This is a genomic window from Mesorhizobium sp. M00.F.Ca.ET.216.01.1.1, assembly GCF_004010325.2.
GTDB lineage: Bacteria > Pseudomonadota > Alphaproteobacteria > Rhizobiales > Rhizobiaceae > Mesorhizobium.
This window is the reverse complement of sequence record NZ_SADR02000018.1, coordinates 113676-134156: the sequence shown is the minus strand read 5'-3', so window position 1 is coordinate 134156 and position 20481 is coordinate 113676. Positions and strand designations below refer to the sequence as shown.

The following is a 20481-nucleotide window of genomic DNA, read 5'->3' as shown; positions in this document are numbered from 1 at the left end:
CGACCCATCGGACGCGAGATTTTCCAAGAAACACAGCCACTGGTGTCATAGCCGATCGTCGGTGTCCGTTACGAGAAATCCCGCAACTTACCCGCCGCCTGGATGATGACAGGCAACCAGTCGACCGTCGCCGATGCTCTGCAGGAGTGGGCGCTCGTTGCGGCAGATCGAGGTGGAGGCCGGGCAACGGGTGTGAAACCGACACCCGGAGGGCGGGTTCATCGGGCTGGGCAGATCTCCCTTGAGCACCTGTCGGCTGCGCCGCGCCCGATCGACACAGGGTATCGGCACCGCCGAACGGAGGGCCGCGGTGTAATGGTGCGCGGGCGTCGCAAAGACCAGATCGGTCGGCCCGCTCTCCACGATCGATCCCAGATACATCACCGCCACACGCGTCGAGATCTGCCGTACCACGGAAAGATCGTGGGCGATGAACACATAGGTCAGGTTGAACTCCTCGCGCAGATCAGCGAGCAGATTGACGATCTGGGCCTGGATCGAAACGTCGAGCGCCGAGACCGGCTCGTCGGCCACGATCAACCGTGGCCGGAGCGCCAGCGCGCGGGCTATGCCGATACGCTGTCGCTGGCCGCCCGAGAATTCGTGCGGATAGCGCGACGCGTGCTCGGGCGACAATTCGACCCGGCGCAGAAGCTCGGCGACGCGGTCTGCCATTTCCGATGCCGAGAGGCGCTCGTGGATGCGGAACGGATCGGCCAAAAGGTCGCCGACCCGGCGGCGCGGATTGAGCGAAGCGCTGGGATCCTGAAAGACCATCTGCATCTGCCGCCGCAGCGGGCGCAGCTGCCGCTGGGATGCGTCAGCAATGTCGCGACCTTCGAATTCCAGCGAACCCGAGGTGATATTGGTCAGGCGCACCAGGCAGCGGGCAAGGGTGGATTTACCGCAACCGGACTCGCCGACAATTCCGAGGGTTTCCCCCGGCCATATGTCGAGCGACACCGTATCGACCGCGTGGACCGTCCGGCGCTGCGCCGGGAAGACCGAGCGCCCGACGTGATAATGCTTCGAAAGATCGCCGGCGCGAAGCAGCGGGCGCTCCCGCGGCAGGGCGTTCATCGTTGCATCTCCCCGCCGGCAGCCTTCCGGACAGTGAATTGGTTGCGTCTGGTTTCCGGCAAGACGCAAGCGGCGCGATGGCCGTCTCCGTGCATAACGGGGAGCTGGACCAGACAGGCGTCATGGCGAAAGGCACAGCGGGGACCGAAGGCACAGCCTTTCGGCAGGTTGGAGAGGGAAGGCGGAGCTCCCGGAATGGCAGCCAGCCGGGCCGGGCGTTCTCCCTCCATCGGCGGGATCGAGCCGAACAATCCCCATGTGTATGGATGCAGCGGCGTCCGGAAGACGCTGTTCTTGCCACCCTGCTCGACGAAGCGTCCGCCATACATGACGAGCACCCGGTCCGCGACTTCGGCAACGACGCCAAGATCGTGCGTGACCAGGATCACCGCCGAGCCGAACTCGTCGCGCAGCCGCCCGATCAATTCGAGAATCTGCGCCTGGACGGTGACGTCGAGGGCTGTGGTCGGTTCATCGGCGACGAGCAGCGCCGGATTGCACGAAAGCGCCATGGCAATCACCGCACGCTGGCGCATGCCGCCAGAAAGCTGGTGCGGATAGCCATCGACGACGCGTTCCGGATTTGCGATGCCAACCGCATCCAGCAATTCCACGGCCCTCGCCCGCGCCGCTTTCGCCGATACTTTTTCGTGTGCGCGCACCTGTTCGCCGATCTGGTTGCCGATCGTATGGACCGGGGTAAGAGCCGACATCGGATCCTGGAAGATCATGGCGATCTGGCGGCCGCGGATGGCATCAAGCGCGCGTCGATTGAGCCCGATCAGCTCCTGCCCCATGAAACGGATCGAGCCGGAGACGATCGCATTGGGGCTGTCGACCAGCCCCATGATGGCCAGCAGGGTCTGGCTCTTGCCGGATCCGGACTCACCGACGACCCCGACGATCTCGCGCTGCTCAACGGTAAACGAGACGCCTCCCACTGCCCGCACCAGGCCCTCGTCGCTGCGGAAGGATACGGTGAGATCCTCCACGATCAGAAGAGGAGCGTCAGCGGACATCGCGGGCCCTCGGATCGATGAAGACGAAGACGACGTCGACGACGAAGTTTGCCATGACGACGAAAAAGGCGGCGTAGATCACCGTGGCAAGGATCATTGGCAGATCGAGGCTCTGCAGCGCCTCGTAGGTCAATTTTCCGACGCCCTGCAATCCAAAGACGACCTCGGTCAGCAAAGCCCCTCCCCCGACAAGGGCACCGAAATCGAGGCCGAACATGGTGACGAACGCCACCAGCGAGGTTCTGAGGCCGTGATGCAGCAGCACCCGCCGCTCGCCGATCCCCTTGGCGCGCGCGGTGCGGATGAAATCCTCCTGCATCATCTCGATCAGGCTTGCCCGCAGCACCCGGCCATAGAGACCGACATAGAGGGTCGCCAGCGTGAACCATGGGATGACGAGCGCCTTGAACCAGGCCCAAGGATTCTGCGTCAGGGGGACGTAGCCGAGCGGAGGGACCCAGGAAAACAGCCAAGTGTCGTGCCAGCGGCTTTGCGTCAGGAGATTGGCGACCTCGCCGAGCCAGAATACCGGAATGGACACTCCAATCAGACTCAAGATCATCAGCGCCCGATCGATGAAAGTGCCGCGCGTCGCCCCGGCGATCACGCCGACGATCAATCCGCCCAGCACCCACAACAGCGCCGCGCCCCCGACCAGCGACAGAGTAACGGGAATGGCCCTTGTCACCGTGGGGATCACACGCTGCCCGCGATTGACGAATGAGGTGAGATCACGGCTGACGAAGAGCCGATTCATCATCAGCCCGTATTGCACTGGCAACGGCCGGTCGAGACCAAAATCGTGGCGGACCTGGATCAGCGTTTCCTGGGAGGCATTGCGGCCGGCAATGCGCGCCGAGGGATCGGCGCCGGGCGTGGCAAAGAAGATCAGGAAAGCGACCACGCTGATGCCGAACATGACCAGCACCATCTGGCCAAGCCGGAAGCCGAGCGCGGCAAGCACTAGACGCCCCTCGGGGAGGACTTGGGATCGAGCGCATCGCGCACGCCATCGCCCAGAATGTTGAGCGCCAGGACGGTGATCACGATGGCAAGCCCGGGCGCGAGTGCCACGATCGGCCTGGAGTAGAGCAGGCCCTGACCGTCCTGGATGATCGTGCCCCAGCTGGCATCCGGCGGTTGCACCCCGATCGACAGGAACGACAGCGAGGATTCCGTCATCATGTTGAGCGCCAGGATCAGCGGCACGAAGACGATGATGCGGGTCACCACATTGGGCATGATGTCGCGCAAAAGGATGCGCCAGGGCGAAGCGCCAAGCCCGATCGCCGCGGTTACGAATTCGGCCTGCATCAAGGTCAGGACATGACCGCGGATCGGCCGTGCCACATAGGGCACGTAGACGATGCCGATGATGAAGACCGGCAGCCACAGACTGCCGGAACGAATTTCGAACGGGCCAATCTGAATGCTTTGGGCAATCAGCACAATCGACAGCGAGATCGCCAGCAGGAAGATCGGGAAGGCCCAAAGCACGTCGAGAATCCGCGACAGGCCGACATCGACGATGCCGCCGAAGAAACCGGAAACGACCCCCAGGAACGTCGCCAGAACCAGGCACAGCACAGCCGCGGCACCTGAGATCAACAGCGAATCCCGTCCGCCATAAAGCAGCCGCGCCGCAACGTCGCGGCCCTGGTTGTCTGCGCCGAGCAGGTACGGGCCGATCCGCCAGGTAGGCCCGATCGGCGTCATGCCGAGGCCGAGGCCTTCAGTGGAGGGCTGCAAAACCGGCTGGGTCGCGCCGCCGATGACGATCTCGCCGTTGAGATTGGTAGCAAATGGATCGGTGTGGGAGACATATTGCGCATAAAGCGGCGCCGCCAGGGAAGCGATCACGATCACCACAAGCACACCGAACGCCCCTACCGCAGAGCGATCGCCTTTCAGCTTGCGCCATGCCGTGCGCCATGGGCCAGCGGTGGCTCGGCGGACCGGAACGGTGGGCTGGTCCGCAATGACATTGACCATGGACAGGATTGCCTAGGAAAAATCTCGATCTGGAAGATGCGCTGATGCGGCGGAAAAGGAAATGCGACGGAGAGCCGATGGCGCTCCGTCGCATTCGCTCCGAAGGCTATTCCACCCAGGACTGGCTGACGATCCAGTAGAATTGCGGACTGAAGGTGAAATTCTTCAGCCTGGAAGAGATGAAATCGACCCGCTTGGGTGTAAACAGCACAGCGACCGGGGCCTTGTCCGTCACTGCCTTGTCGATGGCGGTCCACAGCGTTGCGCCCCTGGTCGGGTCGGCGATCGTCGCCGTCTCTGCGTCGGCCATCGATGCGTCGATCGACTTGTCGCAGAACCCCGAAATGTTGACCGAAGCATCCGAGCCCGGCGTGAACGAGGCGCAGCTGAACAAGACCTGCAGAAAATTGGATGGCGCCGGGTAATCCTGGAACCATTGCGAGATCGAAATCTGCACCTTGTTGTTGGTGTTCTGGATGTAGGTGAACTGGATGTTCTGCGAGATTGGCTTGACCGATGTCTTGTAGCCGAGCTGGTTGAGCACGTCCTGCAGATAGACCCCGATCGCCTTGGAGACTGTGGTATCCTCGGTGATGATCGTCACCTCCTGACCTGCAGTTCCCGAGGCGGCAACCAATTGTTTGGCCTTGTCCATATCCGGTGCCGACCACTTCTCGCCCGAATTGGCGGTGAATGGGCAATAAGGTGCAAAGGACGGGAACCCCGGCGGCAGGATTTGGCAGGCCGGCTGTGCCAGATTGCCGCCGCCAAACAGCTTGACGATCGCTGCGCGGTCGATGGCGAAATTCACCGCCTGGCGAACACGGATGTCATTGAACGGCGCCAGATTGGTGTTCATCGGCGCATACCACATCGCCGTCAGCGGATGAACAGCAACCTGGTTGGCATATTTGGTGCCGAGTTCGGTGAGACGATCGGCCGGCGGCGGATCGAACATCCAGTCCGCCTGTCCGTTCTCGACAGCCGTTACCGCCGCTTCGTCGGTGAGGCCGAATTCGTAGTCGATCTCGTCCGGATGCCCTGCCGGCTGCGCTTCCTTGCTCCATTCCTTGAAGTGGGGATTGCGCACCATCTTCATCAGCTTGTTCGGATCGTAGCTCGCGATCATGTAGGGCCCGGTGCCCGGGATCGGATCGGTGCCGGCATCCTTGAGCGGCGCGCTCGCCGGCAGGATCGATGCGTGCGGCACAGCCAGCTTCTGCAGAAACTCGGCGTCCGGCTGGACGAGATTGAAGGTGATCGTCCCGGCCGCTTCGTCCACCGAAAGGCCACCGTCGAGAGTGCATGTGGCGGGCGTCTTCAAACATGCATCGGCGCCGACGATGCCTTTGTAGAAGGTCCCGGCCGTCGGCCCGCTGATCTTGAAGATGCGCTGGAACGAGGCGACCACATCCTTGCTGGTGACGTCCGAGCCATCGGCGAATTTGATGCCTTTGCGCAGCTTGAAGACATAGGTCTTGCCGCCGTTTTCAACCTGCGGCAGGCTTTCGGCAAGATCCGCGACGACCTCGAAACCGGTCTTGTCCCCGGCCTTCTTGTAGGTCACGAGGCCGTCGTAGAGGACATAGTTGATCTGGAAATACTGCAGCGTGTAGTTGATGTGTGGATCGGCTGTGCCGGCGGCGGCATTGGCCAGCAATCGCAGTGTGCCACCTGGCTTGCCTCCCGCGGCCAAGGCATTGCTTGCCGGCGACATGATCGTCATGCCGAGCAGAGCCAGACCGGGTATCAACGCTGCAAATGCCTTTTGGGGTCGCATGGTCGTGGTCCCTCGTGGAAAGCGTGTCGACTTTGCCGCATTGAACGCGGTCGATCGACCACGGTGCGGCGGGAAATGTCCGGGTTGCGGACAATGTCCGCTTATTAGCTCAATCGCAGAAGACTACGGTCAGCCAAGCCGAACAGGATAGCTATTAAGATAGATAGGTCGCAGAGGCCACCCTCAAGCCTATTTATTGAGCACCCTGCCGACATGGCTATTTGACAAGCAATGGCCAGCGGGTAAGCTTATCCGATGCAAAGCCTTTCAGGAGATCTGGAGAGCCGGTTCCGGACGGGGATGAGCATCGATGCTGCCATGGCGGCGGCTACCGATGTGCTGGAACCCATCGGTTTCACCGCGTTCATCTACGATTACACGCCGGTGCCCGTCAGCCACAAAGGCGACCTGATCACGCCGTCTCTGATGGCTCTCCGCAACGTGCCGCGCGATATGCAGGATCTCTGGTGCAAAGGCGGATATTATCAACTTGACCCCGTGCAGGAAGCCGCGCTTGGCGTATCGAGGCCATTCCTGTGGTCACACAATGGCGTTCAGAGCAGCGTCATGCAGCGCGTGCTTCAGTCAAGGCACGATCCCGTGGTCAGCTATTTGCTCGATACCAGGATGACTTGCGGCGTCACCGTGCCCATTCGTCTTGCCGGCGGGGACCTGGCCACCTTCACCGCGATCCGCGCCGATCCGGAGGCAGGGTTTGAGGCCGAAGCAAGACACTTCATCGCCGAAATTGGCGATCTGGGCCATCTTTTGCATGATTCCGTTTATGTCGGTTTCGACACCGGAATCCGAACCTGCCAATATGTCCATCTGACATCGCGCGAACGCCAGTGTCTGCGCCTTGCTGCTGCCGGACTGACGGCAAAGCAGGTTGCGCGCGAGATCGGCCGCGCGGTCCCGACTGCGACGCTGCACCTCAATTCAGCGACGCGCAAGCTTGGCGCACGAAACCGCTTCCATGCCATCGCGCTGGCCGCCCACTACCGCCTGCTCGAGCCGGAGCATTGAGCGCTCGCCCGGTCGCTGCAGGATTGCCGTTGCCTGAAGGCCATTATCCCACCGCGGCAAACCTATAAATAGTACTAGCTGTAAATGCGCCGGACCGCTTTGTACCGTCGGCCGCAACGAGGCTTTGGGAGGTTCACCGCTGTGGTTCCTGCCATACCATGATGCGGAGGCTGGAACTGTGATGGCATATGCGACCACCGAGGGTTTTAGCGACTACGAGGGCTACCGCACCTGGTACCGCCTTAGCGGGGATCTCACCTCGGACAAGCTACCATTGATTGTCGCTCATGGCGGACCGGGCTGTACCCATGACTATGTGGATTCTTTCAAGGAGCTTGCCGGAACCGGCCGGGCCGTCATCCACTACGATCAGATCGGCAACGGCAAATCGACCCATCTGCCCGACAAGGGCGGTGACTTCTGGACCGTCGAGTTCTTTTTGGGCGAGCTCGATGCGCTGCTTGCTCATATCGGCATTGCCGGCCGCTACGCCCTGCTCGGCCAGTCCTGGGGTGGCATCCTTTCGGCCGAGCACGCCGTGCGACGCCCCTCGGGCCTCAAAGCCTTGATCCTGGCCAACTCGCTGGCCTCGATGGCGCTCTGGGTTGAAGGGGCGCAGCAGCTGCGCGCCGAGCTGCCGGCCGATGTGCAAAGTGCGCTTGACCGACACGAGGCCGACGGAAGCACCGATCATCCGGATTACGTCGCGGCAACCAAGGCCTTCTACGACCGCCATGTCTGTCGCGTCGTTCCGACGCCCCCCGAGGTCGCCCGGACATTTGCGGCTATCGAGGCGGATCCGACCGTGTATCACACCATGAATGGCCCCAATGAATTCCACGTCATCGGCACCATGCGGAACTGGACCATTGTCGACCGTCTGCATTCGATCGAGGCGCCGACCTTGGCGTTCCGCGGATTTTACGACGAAGCGACCGAAGCCTGCGTCCAGCCCTTTCTCGATCGCATTCCGCATGCCGAAGGCATGGTCTTCCCCAATTCCAGCCATATGCCGCATGTCGAGGAGAAGGACGACTGCCTCGCCGCCGTGGGGCGCTTTCTGGCCAAATATGATTGAGGCCGCAGCACCTGCCCAAATGAATGTTGCGTTGAGGGAGCTCATGGCGACGACGAGCCGCCGCTGCTGAGCGCGCGGGAGCGGGAGGTGCTGATGTGGACGGCGCGCGGTAAGGATTACAAGGCGATCGGCCTGATTCTCGGCATCTCCCACCACAAGGCCGACCCTCAAATCCGCCCGCTACAAGGTCAACTGCACGACCATCGCCCAGCCGGTGGCAAAGGCGCTTTCGCCGCGCTTCGACCGCCCCCGCACAAAACCCGCGTCAGCGCGAAAGCCGCTTTTCATCATCAATTAGTGTAAGGCGCGAGGGGGGCCTGTCGCTCCAACGCCAGAGCACGAGATTCAAGTCGCTGTCCTTCGCGCCAGGCGCGAAACTTTTGACCAACAGCCCATTGAAGCCATTGGCCATCAGGCGCCGGGCAAAGTCTGGGTTCTCGCCTCTCCAGAAGCTTTCATCTGATCACGCCAAGTTATGTCGGCAAGGGCGGAGGGATCCATCCCTTCAGCTTTCAGGGCGTCCACATCCCGGCTGTCAAATATGGCCCCAATCTCGGCGTCCTGAGCGACGAGGGTGGTGGGCTGCAGGCTGCCCGTCTGATTGGCTTCCCTCAGAGCCGTCACCCCTGAAAGCGAGGAATAGAGCGCTGGCACGCCCTTCGGATTGAACCGTCCTCGATAGAGTTCGGCGCCGCGGCCAGACAGCGGTTCCACGCGCATAGATCGTATTGAGCGCGCGATAGAGCGGACCGCGATGGAGCATCGATGCGGTCAGGCGTGGACGCCGGCATCGACCGCATAGACGTAATCAAGCACCTCTTTGGCGCGACCACCGCGAACCAGCTGCATCGCAGTCTGGCCCGAAAACCCCGGCAGCGGCTCCGACCGATACCAGGCATAGGCCATCAGGGTTGAACCGAAGCGCGGCTCGACTTTGTTGATGACCTCGACCATCTCGCGCAGGCGGCGCTGAGTCTTGTCCGACCGGACACGCTCCTTGTGCTGAACTGCGTCCCTACCCAGCCCGGCAGTCCGGGCGACTTCCTCGCTAGTCGTGCGAAAGGCGTCGGCAATCTTGCGCGGAGCGAAGAATCCGTTCTCGCAGTACTGGACCAGTGCCAATCTCACTCTCCAAATAGCTACCAAGCGCCTCATACTCTGCGCCAATTGAACGGCATTCAAGAGAAGGCGCTCATAGAGAAGGCACTCATGATGAAGGAATTAAAAGCTCTTCGCACGGTGCTCGACCCGGTGGCGCTGCGCTCCCCGGATTGAAGTTCGGCGGGTTTTCGTCGTGGAAGCGCTTCATGATCATCGCCTTGTCCATGCCGCTGTCGCTGTAAATCGCGACCGAGGGCATGCGCGTGTCCCCGTGGGTAGTCGAGAAATCGGCTCAGCCGATCGATCTGCCTAGCGCGTGGATAGAGCGCGCTGGAGATTGGGTCCGGTCATCGCCTTCCCTTTCCGAGCTCAGGCGCAGGTCCCCAGCACCGATGCCATTGGCAACATTGCCGGAGTCCTTCCGATCGAGCCATAGTTGGGCGCTTGCTGCTAGGCCCTTCCCACGGTGTATCCCAATTGCTATATACGAATACACCTGAACAGCTATACGAGCGAGTCATGGCTTTTCACATCAAGAATCCCGAGACCGACGCGCTGGCCCGCCGGGTCGCCGCGCTCAAGAAGACTGGTCTGACCGAGGCCGTTCATGCCGCGCTCAGGCACGAGCTTGAGCGCGAACAGGCCAGGCCGTCCCTGGTGGAAATCGGCGTCAGGTTCTGCCGTGATTTGCGAGCGCGGGGCAAGCCTGAACACGGCAAGCCCGCCGACAAGGCATTTCGCGACAACCTGTACGAGAAATGACTGATGTTCATCGATGCCTCGGCGCTGACGGCGCTCATGACCGACGAGGATGATGCGCGCGAACTCCTGGCGCGCATGCAGCTGACCAGAAGGCGGCTGACCTCGCCGCTTGCGGTTTGGGAGGCCGCAATCGCGGTCGCGAGAGTCTTGGACCTGGCAGTCAGCGAGGCGGCGGAGGCCGTGGAACGTTATCTCGCACTGATGGAGATCGACATGGTCGCGGTGCCGCCGGACACGGCGCGACTCGCGCTTGATGCTTTCGACCGCTACGGCAAAGGTCGGCACCCAGCGCGGCTGAACTTTGGCGACTGCTTCGCCTATGCCTGTGCCCGGCATTTTGGCCAGCCATTGATGTTCAAAGGCGCCGGCTTTCCGCAGACCGACATCGAGGCTGCGTGAGGGCTGCAGGCCCTTGCGAGGCTTCGTAAATCAAGTGGTTCGGAACCGCACGCGGGCGCAGATGGACAGGCTAGAAATCCTGAGCATGAGAATTACGACTAGTCTGCCGCGATCGACACTTTTTCCTTTGCGATGCTTCTCGTTCTGCGTCGGCTCACCAGGTCGAGAGGATTCACGCTGCGCTCTATGATTTCAACTTCTCGCGCGATCGATGCAACGAGCTCCGGAATCTGCTCTGCCGGCATTCTGGCGCTCGTCGTGTTAATAGCCAACGCCGCCATGACATCTCTGCCTTGTGGTCGGATTGGTAATGCAAGTGCTGAAATTCCCGCGACGAGATGGCCCTGATCCAGAGCGTAGCCGCGCTCACGAATGGCGGGCAGCTGACGGCGGATTTCATCTGCGCTGAGGTGATCGAAAGCACCATAAAGGTGCGCATTGGCGCTTATAATGGCGTCGGCCTCTTCAGGCGGCAGATAAGCCAGGATGGCGAGGCTCGCCGACCCAACCCCCAGAGGCACCTGGCCGCCAATGTGACCGGTTAGGCTGTCGATGACATAGATTCCCTCCTGTCTGTCGACACATACGGTATTGAAGCCGCTGCGCGCCATGAGAAAGACAGTATCGCCGGTTTGTGCTGCCAATCGCGTCAGTGCGGGACGGCAAAGGCGACGCAACCCCGTCCCGTCAGCTGCTTTAGCCCCAAGCGCGAACAGCGACAGCCCCAATCGGTATCGTTTCGTGGACGTTTCCCGCTCAATAAGAAGGTGCCGCTCGAGCGCGCTCACGATGCGATGCGCAGTCGATCCAGTAAGACCGAGAGCCTTCGCCATTTCCTGGATGCGCGCGCCTTGCTCCCCCACCTCGCCCAGGTAGTTCAGAAGGGCAACCGAGCGGTCGAGAAGCTGCGTGCCCTTTGCTTGTTCGGTTTCACTCTTTTCGGTTTGGCTTCTCACGAGGCGCACTTCCTACCGCCGATTTGGAGGTGTTTGTTTCAATCAGATCCAGGTTTACACGGCGATCAGGAATCGCCAAACGCGGAATGTAGGTCGTTGGCGGGCGGGCCACTAGAGGCAGGCCGATCGTCCGCGCCAACATCGCCAAGGAAAGCGCGCTGATGATCGAGGAGGCCGGCGTTACCGTCGCATGGCCAGGAATTCGCCTTGCCGATTTCGCCACCCATTCCAAGGACGAATACGCTCGCGGCAACGGCCACACCAAGGGCTTTGGCTGCTGGTTGTGATGGCGGCCTGGAGGTCGATAACGGAATGGAAGACGCCGGCTTGCGGATGAACTCCTGATGGCAATGCTGCTGCATGTTCTTGCCGATAACGGTGCCGTCGAGCACGTTGACGGCGGCAAACAGCGTGGTCGTGCCATGCCGCTTGTAGTCGTGGGTCAGGGTGCCGAGCCTTCTCTTGCTCATGGGGCAGGCCAGGCTGCTCGAAGGCCTGAGGCTGGCTCTTCTCGTCGACCGACTGCATGATGGCGTGAGCCGGCGGATCGACATCGAGGCCAAAAGAATCGAAAAGCCAAGAACCGCATTCATCAATGATGGAGGGAACCAATGCAGAAACATTTGACCCACTTCGCCGCTGCAGGACGTCGCCCCGAGCCTCCTGCCCTGCCTGGTGTCGCCGAGACGCCAACGGACGCGGAACGGTGCCCTTGGGCTAGCAGCATGACGGAACTTGCAGCTGCGACGCTCGCCGCCGACAAGGTGCTGGTGTTCTGAAGAAACGCCGAGGAGCCTCCAAACATGACAGCAATCTATCTCGACAACAACGCCAGCACGCCGATCGACCCTTCGGTCGCGGCTGCCATGCGGCCATACTTGGAGGAAGCTTTCGGCAATCCGTCGAGCGGACACTGGGCGAGCACGCCGGCCAAAGCTGCGCTGGAGAAGGCCCGCGGCCAAGTTGCGGCGCTACTCGACAGCGAACCCGATGAGATCGTGTTCACGAGCGGCGGCAGCGAGGCCAACAACCTCGCGATCAAGGGCACGTTCTTCGCGCTCAAGCACAAAGGCGAGCACATCATCACCACCGCGGTCGAGCATCCCGCCGTTCTCGCTCCCTGCCGGTTTCTCGAGCAGCTCGGCGCGACCGTCACCTATCTACCCGTCGATTCGACAGGCCGGGTCGAACCCGAAGCCGTTCGTCGCGCCATTACGCCGCGCACCATTCTGATCAGCGTCATGCACGCCAACAACGAGGTCGGTACGATCCAGCCGATCGAAGAGATCGGTGCCGTCGCGCGGGAACACGGGATTCGGTTTCACACGGACGCGGCGCAATCAGTCGGCAAGATTCCAACCAAGGTCGACGCACTTGGCGTCGATCTGCTCACCATTGCTGGCCACAAGCTCTATGCGCCCAAGGGCATCGGTGCGCTCTATGTCCGCCGTGGCGTCACGCTCGAGCCCCTGATCCATGGCGCGGGGCATGAACTTGGCCGGCGAGCCGGCACGGAAAGCGCCCTGCTCGCGGTCGGCCTTGGCGCGGCCTGTGCGCTCGCCACGGACCTGGAGCCGATGACCGGCATACGCAGGCTGCGCGATCACTTGTGGGAGGCGCTGCAGCACCGTTTCGGCGAGCGCATTGTGCTGAACGGCCATCCAGAGCATCGCTTGCCCAACACTGTCAGCGTCTCTTTCGTCGGCGTGGCTGGCGCCGAAGTGCTGGCAAAGCTCGATGGGGTCGCGGCATCGACCGGCTCAGCGTGCCACGCTGGTCGCGTCGAACTCTCCCCTGTGCTCGCCGCTATGGGCGTTCCAGAGGAGATCGGCATGGGCGCTGTCCGCTTCAGTCTCGGACGGATCACCAACGAAGCCGAGATCGACGCCGTCGTCGACCAACTGCGGACCCACATGCTCCCTGCTGGTTCGCCCGGCGGTTCCTGACCTACGGCTGGGCCGCTGGAGAGATTGACGAGGTGCTCTCCGCCATGACGTGGGCGCCATTCGCATGATCTTCAACGTGCCCGAACTGCCGCGCGCAGCTACCGATATGTGTTCTTGCGGCTTCGGTTGGAGAGTTCGGCTTAATGGGCGACCGTCTGCGGCGATCTACCTTGCGGGGATCATATGCAATGCAGACTTCCCGCCCTTCACGGCCGCTGCCGACAGCTTGCGGTCGAAGCTCGCCAGATGGCCACTATGCGCCTTGGCGAGTGCGAGAAGATAGATATCGGTAACCTGTGCCGAGGTCAGGATTTTCGCCGCATCGATGTCGCCAGAGCCGACCAGGCTCACATCGTCGGGCCAGAAACTGTGCCCAGGCAGAGCGCGCAACTTGGCAACGATCTGCGCGACGACAGCCGGGACAATTGGGATATTTCGGATTGCCGACGATACGGATGACGCCGTTTTCGGTGACGGGACAGGTGGCCCATGCTGCGTGACTGGTCGCTTCGAACCAGCCATGCGCATCGTCGCGGGCGACGTGGCCCGGATCGATCAGCGCGATCAGCACATTGACATCGAGCAGGAAAGGTTACGGCAGCCCGTCACGCAAGACGTTGACCATCTCAAGCGTGACAAGAGGTGCATCGGGCCGCGGCGACAGCAGAGGAATCCCATTGCGCTCGCCGCCGGCTTGGTGGCGGCGCAGCGAGCGCCGAGCGAGATCGGTGATGATCTCGCCAACGCTGCGATCCTGCTGCCGGGCCATGGCCTTGGCCGCGACCAGGACGTCGTCATCGATCGCTAGTGTCGTTCTCATCGCTCTTCTCGGTGCGCATCAGCCGTCAAATAGAATAGCAAGGACGGATGCTCAAGCGGCACCACTTCGTAGTCGTCGGACATGAGGACCTATTCCGACGGCGGCGCGCACCGAGCGAGGTCGGCGGGATAAAGGCTCACCGTCCGCGGCGTCCTCGCCCCTCGGCGGGGCCGCTCCGTCCCAATAAGGGATCAAACCGGTCTGTGCGCAAACGAGAAAGCTGTTGCAGCGATCGACATGAGTGAAGGGTGGTCGCCCGGCCACCGTAGAGCGATCAAAGCCGAGTCCGCCCCCGTTATGAGTTAGGTCGTCACATAAAATAACTTTATGCGATTTAACACATAACATAGAAATATGCGCTAAATCCGATATTGCTATTTTATCGGAAATAGCACATAACGAGCTCGGAGAGAAAATGACCGAGCTTGCCCGAACACCAAAGCAGTTGGGAAACCTGATCCGCCGCGCGCGCAAGCAGCGCAGCCTGAACCAGACGCAGCTCGGCGAGAAGGCCGGGCTCCGCCAGGAGACAATTTCCCTGATTGAAGCCGGCAATCCGGCGGCAAAGCTGGACACCATCCTCACTGTTCTTGCGGCGCTCGACCTTGAGTTCCGGGTCGTGCCACGTTCAAAAGGCGGCACCGATATCGAGGATATGTTCTGATGGCCCGCCGCCGCCAGCATGCGCCGCTGCGCGTACTGCTGAATAACCATCTGGTCGGCCATCTGAATAAAGCGGCAACCGGCGCCGTCAACTTCCGGTACGATGAAGGCTGGCTGTCTTGGGAACACGCTATGCCGGTGTCGCTGTCGCTGCCTTTGCGCGAGGACGCCTATCGCGGCGAGCAGGTCTTTGCGGTGTTTGACAATCTGCTGCCGGACTCGGACGCCCTGAGAAAGCGTGTCGCCGAAAAGGTCGGAGCCGCCGGCACCGACGCCTACAGCCTTCTCGCCGCCATCGGCCATGATTGCGTCGGGGCGCTACAGTTCGTCACAATCCATGGTGATGGTGATGATAGGCATGACGATCATGGCAAGGCGTCCGCCATCACCGGTGAGGCTGTCGACGATGATGCTATTGAACAATTGCTCAAGGGACTCGCGCAGGCCCCGCTCGGGTTAAGCCGGGAGGATGACTTTCGGATATCGGTGGCCGGCGCTCAGGAGAAAACGGCGCTGCTGTGGTATGAAGGACGGTGGATCAAACCGCACGGGACAACGCCCACCACACACATTTTCAAGCCGCAGATCGGCGAATTGCCAAACGGTATCGACCTAACAAACAGCGTCGAGAACGAATATTACTGCCTGAAGCTCACCGCCGCCTTTGGCCTTCCCGTAAACAGCGCAGAGATACAAACCTTTGGCAAGACAAAGGCGCTCGTGATCGAGCGTTTCGACCGACGCTGGACGAAAGACGGGCGGCTGCTCCGCGTACCACAGGAAGATTGCTGCCAGGCCCTCTCAATCCGGCCAACGCGAAAATATCAGAGCGAAGGCGGACCGCGGCTTATTGATATTCTGACCCTGCTCAAAGGCAGCGATACACCGGCCGTCGACCAGGCGACTGTACTTAAGGCGCAAATCCTGTTCTGGCTGATCGGCGCCACGGACGGCCACGCGAAGAATTTCAGCATCTTTCTTGCCTCAGGCGGCAGCTACCGTCTGACGCCGCTCTACGACGTGCTTAGCGCCGAGCCAAGCCTCGATACCGGGCAGATCAAACGCAAGCAGATGAAACTCGCCATGTCGGTCGGCAAAAACAATCACTACAGGATCGATGAAATCCATGGCAGGCACTTCGTACAGACGGGCGAAGCGGCCGGCCTGCCGAAGTCGCTGGTGCGCGAGGCCATCGAAGAGATGGCCGACACCGCCATGGCGGCTATAGACCGCATCGAGGACGCGCTGCCCAAGGAATTTCCGGAGAACATCCACCGGTCGGCCAAAACGGCCCTGGCCAAAAAGCTGGGCAACCTGACCACAGATATTCACTAGCCAGAATGGCAATATTCTTTAACGCCGCCTTCACCGGTGACGGTTGCCCAAGTCAAGAGTTCCAAGAATCCCGGTCAGGTCTCCTAAATGACGATCAGCTCTCTTTTGTTTTCCGGCGTGACACGCTCAGCGCCGGACTTGGTGATCGCGACCGTCTCGCTTATGCCGAAGCCTCGTGCCAATGCGAGCATGTGAAAGGCCATGCCTTCCTGAACCTCCCAGTCGTCATGTTCATTGAAATCGAGGGTTTGCCATTCAGCCGTACGGGGCGGGAAGCCTATGCCTGTCGAGTAGCCTGAACGGTTGTAGTAGTCCGGCCGAATGGTGCGGATCGGCCCTCGAACAAGCGCGTCGACGATCTTGCTCGAAGCGCCGGGACGCAGCGCCTTAATCGCCTCGTCCTGCGCCTTGACCACGAGAGCGGCAGCATCGCGGACCTCCTCGCTGGGCCTGCCCATAGAAATCGTCCGCATTTGCGTGGCATGGTAGCGCTCGACGCAGCCATAAAGCTCGAGGAGGACCAATTCGCCGCTCGTGATGACCTTCGGCGTCCAGTTTGCGTGACAGACGTCGTAGCGATATCCGGACATGATGTGGTGAGGCAACCCGGTATACTCGCACCCTTCCAGGACACCTTTGTGAAGCACGGCGGCGGCAACTTCGGCCTCGGTGACGCCGGGGCGAATAATTTCAATTGCCGCGCGCATTTCAGCCTCAGCGATCCGTCCCGCTTTGCGGATACAGCTCAATTCCTGCTCGGACTTGATCAGCCGAACCCGGTCTACAAGTTGGCTCGCATCCGCAAACTTTGCCTGTGGCAAAAGGCCCCCGAGCCGCTCTGCCACCTTGGCGGTTAGGAACCACGCGCTCTTCTCAAGTCCAATAAGTGCTGTCGCGCCGCCCCTCGATCGGACCACGTCGACCGTTCGCACGACCTCGTCGTCGCCTTCCCGCCATGTCTCATAGCTGCCAAGCCAGGAGTATTCGTCGATATTTCCCCGCTCAAGATATCGAACGAGTAGCGTCGGCTCCTCCGCTTCGGTGATAAGCAGCGTCTGGTAGGCAAAATAGCCTGACGTCTGATAGCCGGTAAGATAGTAGATATTCTCGGGGGCGTGGATGAGCAGCATCTCCAGGCCGTTGTGCCGCATCTCTTTCTGGACGCGACGTAGCCGCGTCCTGAACTCCTCCGTCGCGAACGCTTGCAGATGACCTCGCCTGGGTTCTTTCTCGAGTGTGGACATTTCGCTTACCCCATTGTGGTCGATTTTTCAGAATCTCAATCGGAGACGAGCGGCTGCTCGATCACGCATGCTTGGCCTCTTCGATCGCCTTGGAAGGAATTGGTTTAGTGCCGTTTGGTCTGGTGCTCTGGCGATCGAGAAAGCGGGCGATGGCAAACTCTCCGATTGGAGTCTTGGGCTCTCCGTCCAGGGCTAGCTCGGCCAGAACAGCGCCGACCGCGAGTCCAAGTTGGAATCCATGTCCAGAAAAGCCGAAACCGTGGACGAGACCGGGCGTGGTGCTGCTCAGCCCCAGAACCGGTAGTCCGTCCGGCATACGGCCTTCAATGCCGCTCCATGTGCGGATAAGCTGAGCATGCGCTAAGCGCGGCACGAGCGCGACTGCCAGCCGGGCCGCATCAGTGGTGACATCCGGCGACGGAAAGGCACGGATGGCTGCACGGTCCGCCTCGCCGAGACCACTTCCGAAGATCACGTTTCCTCGCGGAATCTGGCGGATGTAGATGTCGCCTCCGACCACGCCGAGATTTGGTTCGATGAAATAGGGGACAGGCCCCGTCACGCACATGTTGGGCGCCATAACCTCTTCGGGAACATCCTCGCCGAACATAGCCGCGATCGTCGCTCCCCAAGCTCCAGCGGAGTTGATCAGTGCGCGAGAGCGGACCGTCCCGCCGCTGTCGAGCAGCAATTCGAAACCATTCCCCCTATGGACTGCATTGACGACAGCGCTTGACTGACGAATGTTTGCGCCCATGGCGCGTGCGGCCCGCGCCAAGGCCGGCGTCACGAGGCGAGGATTCGCCTGGCCATCGTCAGCGCAGAATGAGCCCCCCACGACTGACATGCCTAGCCACGGATATCGATCCCGCAGCTTTTTGTTGCCGATCAGCTCGAGCGTGACCCCGTGAGCTGCGGCTTTGTGGGCATAGGCCTCAAGTTCCGCCATGTCCCGGTCCGATCGGGCCAGTTTTATATGGCCGGTGACAACGAATTCGCAGTCGCTGTCAACGAGCTCCGGCAGACGAGCCCAAATCGCACGGCTGCGCTGCGAAAGCGGGAGTTCTGCCTCATGCCGCCCCTGCTGGCGAACACCGCCATAATTGACCCCACTTGCCTGAGTGCCGCATTGGCCGCGCTCAAGCAGCACCACAGAGGCTCCTCTTTGGCGCAGATGCAGCGCGGCTGAACAACCTGCGATGCCGCCCCCGATGACCGCGACGTCGAACGGCCTCACGGCGCCGTCCCCTCCGCCAGCGCGCCGAGCGCGACCGGCTTTACAGGTGGTTGCCCGCGCAGGTGCCCGACGGCTTGGGGCCGAACACCGGCTGCGGCGGCAATAATTTCGGCCGCAGCGGCGCTGCAAACCCGCCCCTGGCAGCGGCCCATGCCGAGGCGAGTAAAGGCCTTCACCCTGTTGATATCCGAAACATCACATGCCCTTACCGCATCGCGCAAGGCGCCGATCGTGACACCTTCGCATCGGCAAACCACTACGTTGTCAGGGAGCTCCTGCGCCAAATGAGCCGGGAACGGAAAAGCGCATTCGAGCGCACGGCGAAATGCTTCGGCTCTATGCAGGCTGGCCTCAATGGTGGCGAGCTGCGATCGGTACTCATTGCGGCCAAGATTGGCCAAAAGCCTCAGGGCCGCTTGCTTTCCAGTGAGTTCAGCAATCTCCGCCCCCCGCACGCGCATGCCGTCGCCCGCAAGATAGATGCCGCCGCTGTCTCCACCAAACTTATCCCCGACGGGGATCCACTGGCGTTGGACCTCATCATAAGCCAATGACAGGCCTGCCAATTCGGCGAGTTGGATTTCCGATCTCAGGCCATATCCGAATCCTATGGCGTCACAGGCGATGCGCCGTTCATGCCCGCGGTGGTCGCGATACACGAACCCAGCAACGGCAGCATCGGGACCGCTCAATGCAGCAAGAGGTCTGATGCCGGAAATGATGCGGACGCCGCGAGCTCGCAATGCGGCGACATAGTAAACTCCCTTGAGAAAGGTGTAGCCACCGCGTGCAAGCCCAGGCAGCGCCTTGAACCCGGCGCCGGCACGAGCGGTGTCGAGCACAGCAGCGATATCGACGCCCGCCGCCACATATTGCCAGGCCACCAAATAAAGCAGCGGCCCCGAGCCGAAGAGGACCACTCTCTCGCCGATGGCGCAGGCCTGGGACTTAAGCGCTATCTGCGCTGCGCCAAGCGTGTAGACTCCGGGTAAGGTCCAGCCCTCGAATGGGATGACCCTGTCCATGGCACCGGGCGCCAGGATGAGATTTAGCCAACTGATAGAGGTCGACTGGCCTCCGACCAGTAGATGCAGCCGGTCGCCATGAACGTTCCAGACGACCGTCTCCGGCCAATATTCGATACGGTCCCCCAACGCGTCAAAAGCTTCATGCAGGGCTTTTGCGCGTTTGGCCTCGAAGCCGTAAAGCACCTCGGCCTTCCGACGTAGAGAAGATGGCGGTCGACGATAAATCTGCCCACCGCTGCGGCAAGCCTCGTCGATCACGAGAGGACGGAGCCCCGCGTCCGCAAGGGTAAGGGCGGCGCGCATACCGGCAGGACCGGCGCCGATGATGACTGCCTCACGACGCATGGCCAGTCCTCACGCATGTGGTGACAATATCCAAGTCGGTCCGGACAATTGTTGCTCGCACCGTTTCGGCACTCCGGCGCCGGACCCCACGGTCCAGATCAGCGTAGATTCCGAGGCGTATTTCCGGTGCGAGATCAAATGAACAGGCTCCCCGCCAGTCCACAAAGATGGTCGTGAGCAGCCGGTCGCGCCCATCAGCGCACACTCTACCGACTTCGCGAGTGACAGCTGGGCTACCATCAACCGCAATGCAACGAAATCGAGCGAGCCTTGTACCAGTCCGAACCACGGGGCGCCCCCACAAACAGGACAACGTGACTATGTATCTGTTCCATATTGTGGAAGTCAATACGTTTTGATTTCATATTGTGGGACATAATGAGGAGCCAAGCCCAACTGGCAGTTTCTTGCCAAAAAACGACGAACCCCTACCGCCCTCTCACAGATGGCAGCGTCGAATGGCGCACACTCGTTCCCAACCACTCAACGACAAGCCGCCGAGGCCGATTGTGGGGTTGCGGTCGAGTAGCTCAGCTATGGCAACCTCGAAATGCGGCTCGACACCCATCGGGTCTCCCGCAACGGCCAGGAGATCCATCTGGGATCGATCGAGTTCAACCTGCTGCGGCACCTGCTTCAACATCCCGGAAAGGTCTTCAGTCGCGATGAG

At 61.3% G+C, this 20481-nt stretch carries 22 protein-coding genes and 3 pseudogenes; 9 read left to right on the top strand and 16 right to left on the bottom strand.

The features are described from left to right. Positions 1-87: 87 nt before the first annotated feature. The 5 genes from EN859_RS22785 to EN859_RS22765 form a co-directional block, all read right to left on the bottom strand. Positions 88-1080 (bottom strand): dipeptide ABC transporter ATP-binding protein, encoded by a 993-nt coding sequence (locus tag EN859_RS22785; protein WP_127854850.1) that lies wholly within the window; start codon positions 1078-1080, stop codon positions 88-90. Continuing rightward, a complete protein-coding gene (locus EN859_RS22780) occupies positions 1077-2099 on the bottom strand; it encodes an ABC transporter ATP-binding protein (protein ID WP_127854851.1) in 1023 nt (340 codons plus the stop codon). Before EN859_RS22780 ends, EN859_RS22785 begins: the two co-directional genes overlap by 4 nt. Then, on the bottom strand, positions 2089-3063 hold the full coding sequence (locus EN859_RS22775) for an ABC transporter permease (protein ID WP_127854852.1): 975 nt from the start codon (positions 3061-3063) through the stop codon (positions 2089-2091). Before EN859_RS22775 ends, EN859_RS22780 begins: the two co-directional genes overlap by 11 nt. After that, a complete protein-coding gene (locus EN859_RS22770; protein ID WP_127854853.1) occupies positions 3063-4091 on the bottom strand; it encodes an ABC transporter permease in 1029 nt (342 codons plus the stop codon). Before EN859_RS22770 ends, EN859_RS22775 begins: the two co-directional genes overlap by 1 nt. 106 nt (positions 4092-4197) lie before the next feature. Further along, positions 4198-5871 (bottom strand): ABC transporter substrate-binding protein, encoded by a 1674-nt coding sequence (locus tag EN859_RS22765; RefSeq protein ID WP_127854854.1) that lies wholly within the window; start codon positions 5869-5871, stop codon positions 4198-4200. Between the two features lie 300 nt (positions 5872-6171). On the opposite strand from EN859_RS22765, the gene EN859_RS22760 reads away from it, so the two are divergent. The 3 genes from EN859_RS22760 (at position 6172) to EN859_RS22750 (ending at position 8278) form a co-directional block, all read left to right on the top strand. Further along, a complete protein-coding gene (locus EN859_RS22760; protein WP_245525659.1) occupies positions 6172-6897 on the top strand; it encodes a LuxR family transcriptional regulator in 726 nt (241 codons plus the stop codon). A 181-nt stretch (positions 6898-7078) separates the two neighbouring features. After that, positions 7079-7975, top strand: a complete 897-nt coding sequence (locus tag EN859_RS22755) for a proline iminopeptidase-family hydrolase (RefSeq protein WP_127854856.1) — start codon at positions 7079-7081, stop codon at positions 7973-7975. 93 nt (positions 7976-8068) lie between these two features. Next, positions 8069-8278 carry a hypothetical protein gene (locus EN859_RS22750; protein ID WP_245525658.1) on the top strand — a complete coding sequence of 70 codons (210 nt, stop codon included), beginning with the start codon at positions 8069-8071 and terminating at the stop codon, positions 8276-8278. Here the strand turns inward: EN859_RS22750 and EN859_RS22745 are convergent. From EN859_RS22745 to EN859_RS39500, 3 genes and pseudogenes are all read right to left on the bottom strand, one after another. Next, positions 8241-8738: pseudogene (locus EN859_RS22745) on the bottom strand (RES family NAD+ phosphorylase). The gene EN859_RS22750 and the pseudogene EN859_RS22745 sit on opposite strands and share 38 nt — an antisense overlap. Before the next feature lie 8 nt (positions 8739-8746). Next, positions 8747-9097, bottom strand: coding sequence for an antitoxin Xre/MbcA/ParS toxin-binding domain-containing protein (locus EN859_RS22740; RefSeq protein WP_127854857.1), 351 nt, complete (start codon positions 9095-9097; stop codon positions 8747-8749). An 85-nt stretch (positions 9098-9182) separates the two neighbouring features. Further along, on the bottom strand, positions 9183-9335 hold the full coding sequence (locus EN859_RS39500; RefSeq protein WP_245525657.1) for a TniB family NTP-binding protein: 153 nt from the start codon (positions 9333-9335) through the stop codon (positions 9183-9185). A gap of 260 nt (positions 9336-9595) precedes the next feature. Between EN859_RS39500 and EN859_RS22730 the strand changes: the two genes are divergently transcribed. Together EN859_RS22730 and EN859_RS22725 are read left to right on the top strand one after the other, a co-directional pair. After that, positions 9596-9838 carry a type II toxin-antitoxin system VapB family antitoxin gene (locus EN859_RS22730; RefSeq protein WP_127854858.1) on the top strand — a complete coding sequence of 81 codons (243 nt, stop codon included), beginning with the start codon at positions 9596-9598 and terminating at the stop codon, positions 9836-9838. A gap of 3 nt (positions 9839-9841) precedes the next feature. Further along, complete coding sequence (locus EN859_RS22725) at positions 9842-10237, top strand: type II toxin-antitoxin system VapC family toxin (RefSeq protein WP_127854859.1); 396 nt, start codon at positions 9842-9844, stop codon at positions 10235-10237. Between the two features lie 98 nt (positions 10238-10335). On the opposite strand, the gene EN859_RS22720 is transcribed toward EN859_RS22725, so the two are convergent. Then, a complete protein-coding gene (locus EN859_RS22720) occupies positions 10336-11193 on the bottom strand; it encodes an IclR family transcriptional regulator (RefSeq protein ID WP_127854860.1) in 858 nt (285 codons plus the stop codon). 329 nt (positions 11194-11522) lie between these two features. Continuing rightward, a pseudogene (locus EN859_RS22715) lies at positions 11523-11754 on the bottom strand (IS630 family transposase); the annotation flags it as partial. Between the two features lie 50 nt (positions 11755-11804). On the opposite strand from EN859_RS22715, the gene EN859_RS38255 reads away from it, so the two are divergent. Both EN859_RS38255 and EN859_RS22710 read left to right on the top strand, forming a co-directional pair. Further along, positions 11805-11972, top strand: a complete 168-nt coding sequence (locus EN859_RS38255; RefSeq protein WP_189502167.1) for a hypothetical protein — start codon at positions 11805-11807, stop codon at positions 11970-11972. A 24-nt stretch (positions 11973-11996) separates the two neighbouring features. After that, positions 11997-13139, top strand: a complete 1143-nt coding sequence (locus tag EN859_RS22710; protein WP_127854861.1) for a cysteine desulfurase family protein — start codon at positions 11997-11999, stop codon at positions 13137-13139. Between the two features lie 165 nt (positions 13140-13304). Here EN859_RS22710 and EN859_RS22705 read toward each other — a convergent pair. Both EN859_RS22705 and EN859_RS39495 read right to left on the bottom strand, forming a co-directional pair. Then, positions 13305-13725, bottom strand: a pseudogene (locus tag EN859_RS22705) (TA system VapC family ribonuclease toxin). 6 nt (positions 13726-13731) lie between these two features. Continuing rightward, positions 13732-13959 carry a CopG family transcriptional regulator gene (locus EN859_RS39495; RefSeq protein ID WP_127854862.1) on the bottom strand — a complete coding sequence of 76 codons (228 nt, stop codon included), beginning with the start codon at positions 13957-13959 and terminating at the stop codon, positions 13732-13734. Positions 13960-14374: 415 nt separating this feature from the next. On the opposite strand from EN859_RS39495, the gene EN859_RS22695 reads away from it, so the two are divergent. Continuing rightward, on the top strand, positions 14375-14623 hold the full coding sequence (locus EN859_RS22695) for a helix-turn-helix domain-containing protein (RefSeq protein WP_127854863.1): 249 nt from the start codon (positions 14375-14377) through the stop codon (positions 14621-14623). Beyond that, positions 14623-15957, top strand: coding sequence for a type II toxin-antitoxin system HipA family toxin (locus EN859_RS22690; RefSeq protein ID WP_127854864.1), 1335 nt, complete (start codon positions 14623-14625; stop codon positions 15955-15957). Before EN859_RS22695 ends, EN859_RS22690 begins: the two co-directional genes overlap by 1 nt. A gap of 83 nt (positions 15958-16040) precedes the next feature. Here EN859_RS22690 and EN859_RS22685 read toward each other — a convergent pair whose 3' ends face one another. The 4 genes from EN859_RS22685 to EN859_RS39490 form a co-directional block, all read right to left on the bottom strand. After that, complete coding sequence (locus EN859_RS22685) at positions 16041-17201, bottom strand: Xaa-Pro peptidase family protein (RefSeq protein ID WP_127854865.1); 1161 nt, start codon at positions 17199-17201, stop codon at positions 16041-16043. A 61-nt stretch (positions 17202-17262) separates the two neighbouring features. Then, the gene (locus EN859_RS22680) at positions 17263-18438 is read right to left on the bottom strand and encodes an FAD-dependent oxidoreductase (protein WP_127854866.1); all 1176 of its coding nucleotides are present in this window, start codon (positions 18436-18438) and stop codon (positions 17263-17265) included. After that, the gene (locus EN859_RS22675; protein ID WP_127854867.1) at positions 18435-19811 is read right to left on the bottom strand and encodes an FAD/NAD(P)-binding oxidoreductase; all 1377 of its coding nucleotides are present in this window, start codon (positions 19809-19811) and stop codon (positions 18435-18437) included. The genes EN859_RS22680 and EN859_RS22675 overlap by 4 nt, the downstream gene beginning before the upstream one ends. Before the next feature lie 439 nt (positions 19812-20250). Next, positions 20251-20481: hypothetical protein (locus EN859_RS39490; RefSeq protein WP_245525656.1), on the bottom strand; the 231-nt coding region annotated here is incomplete at its 5' end.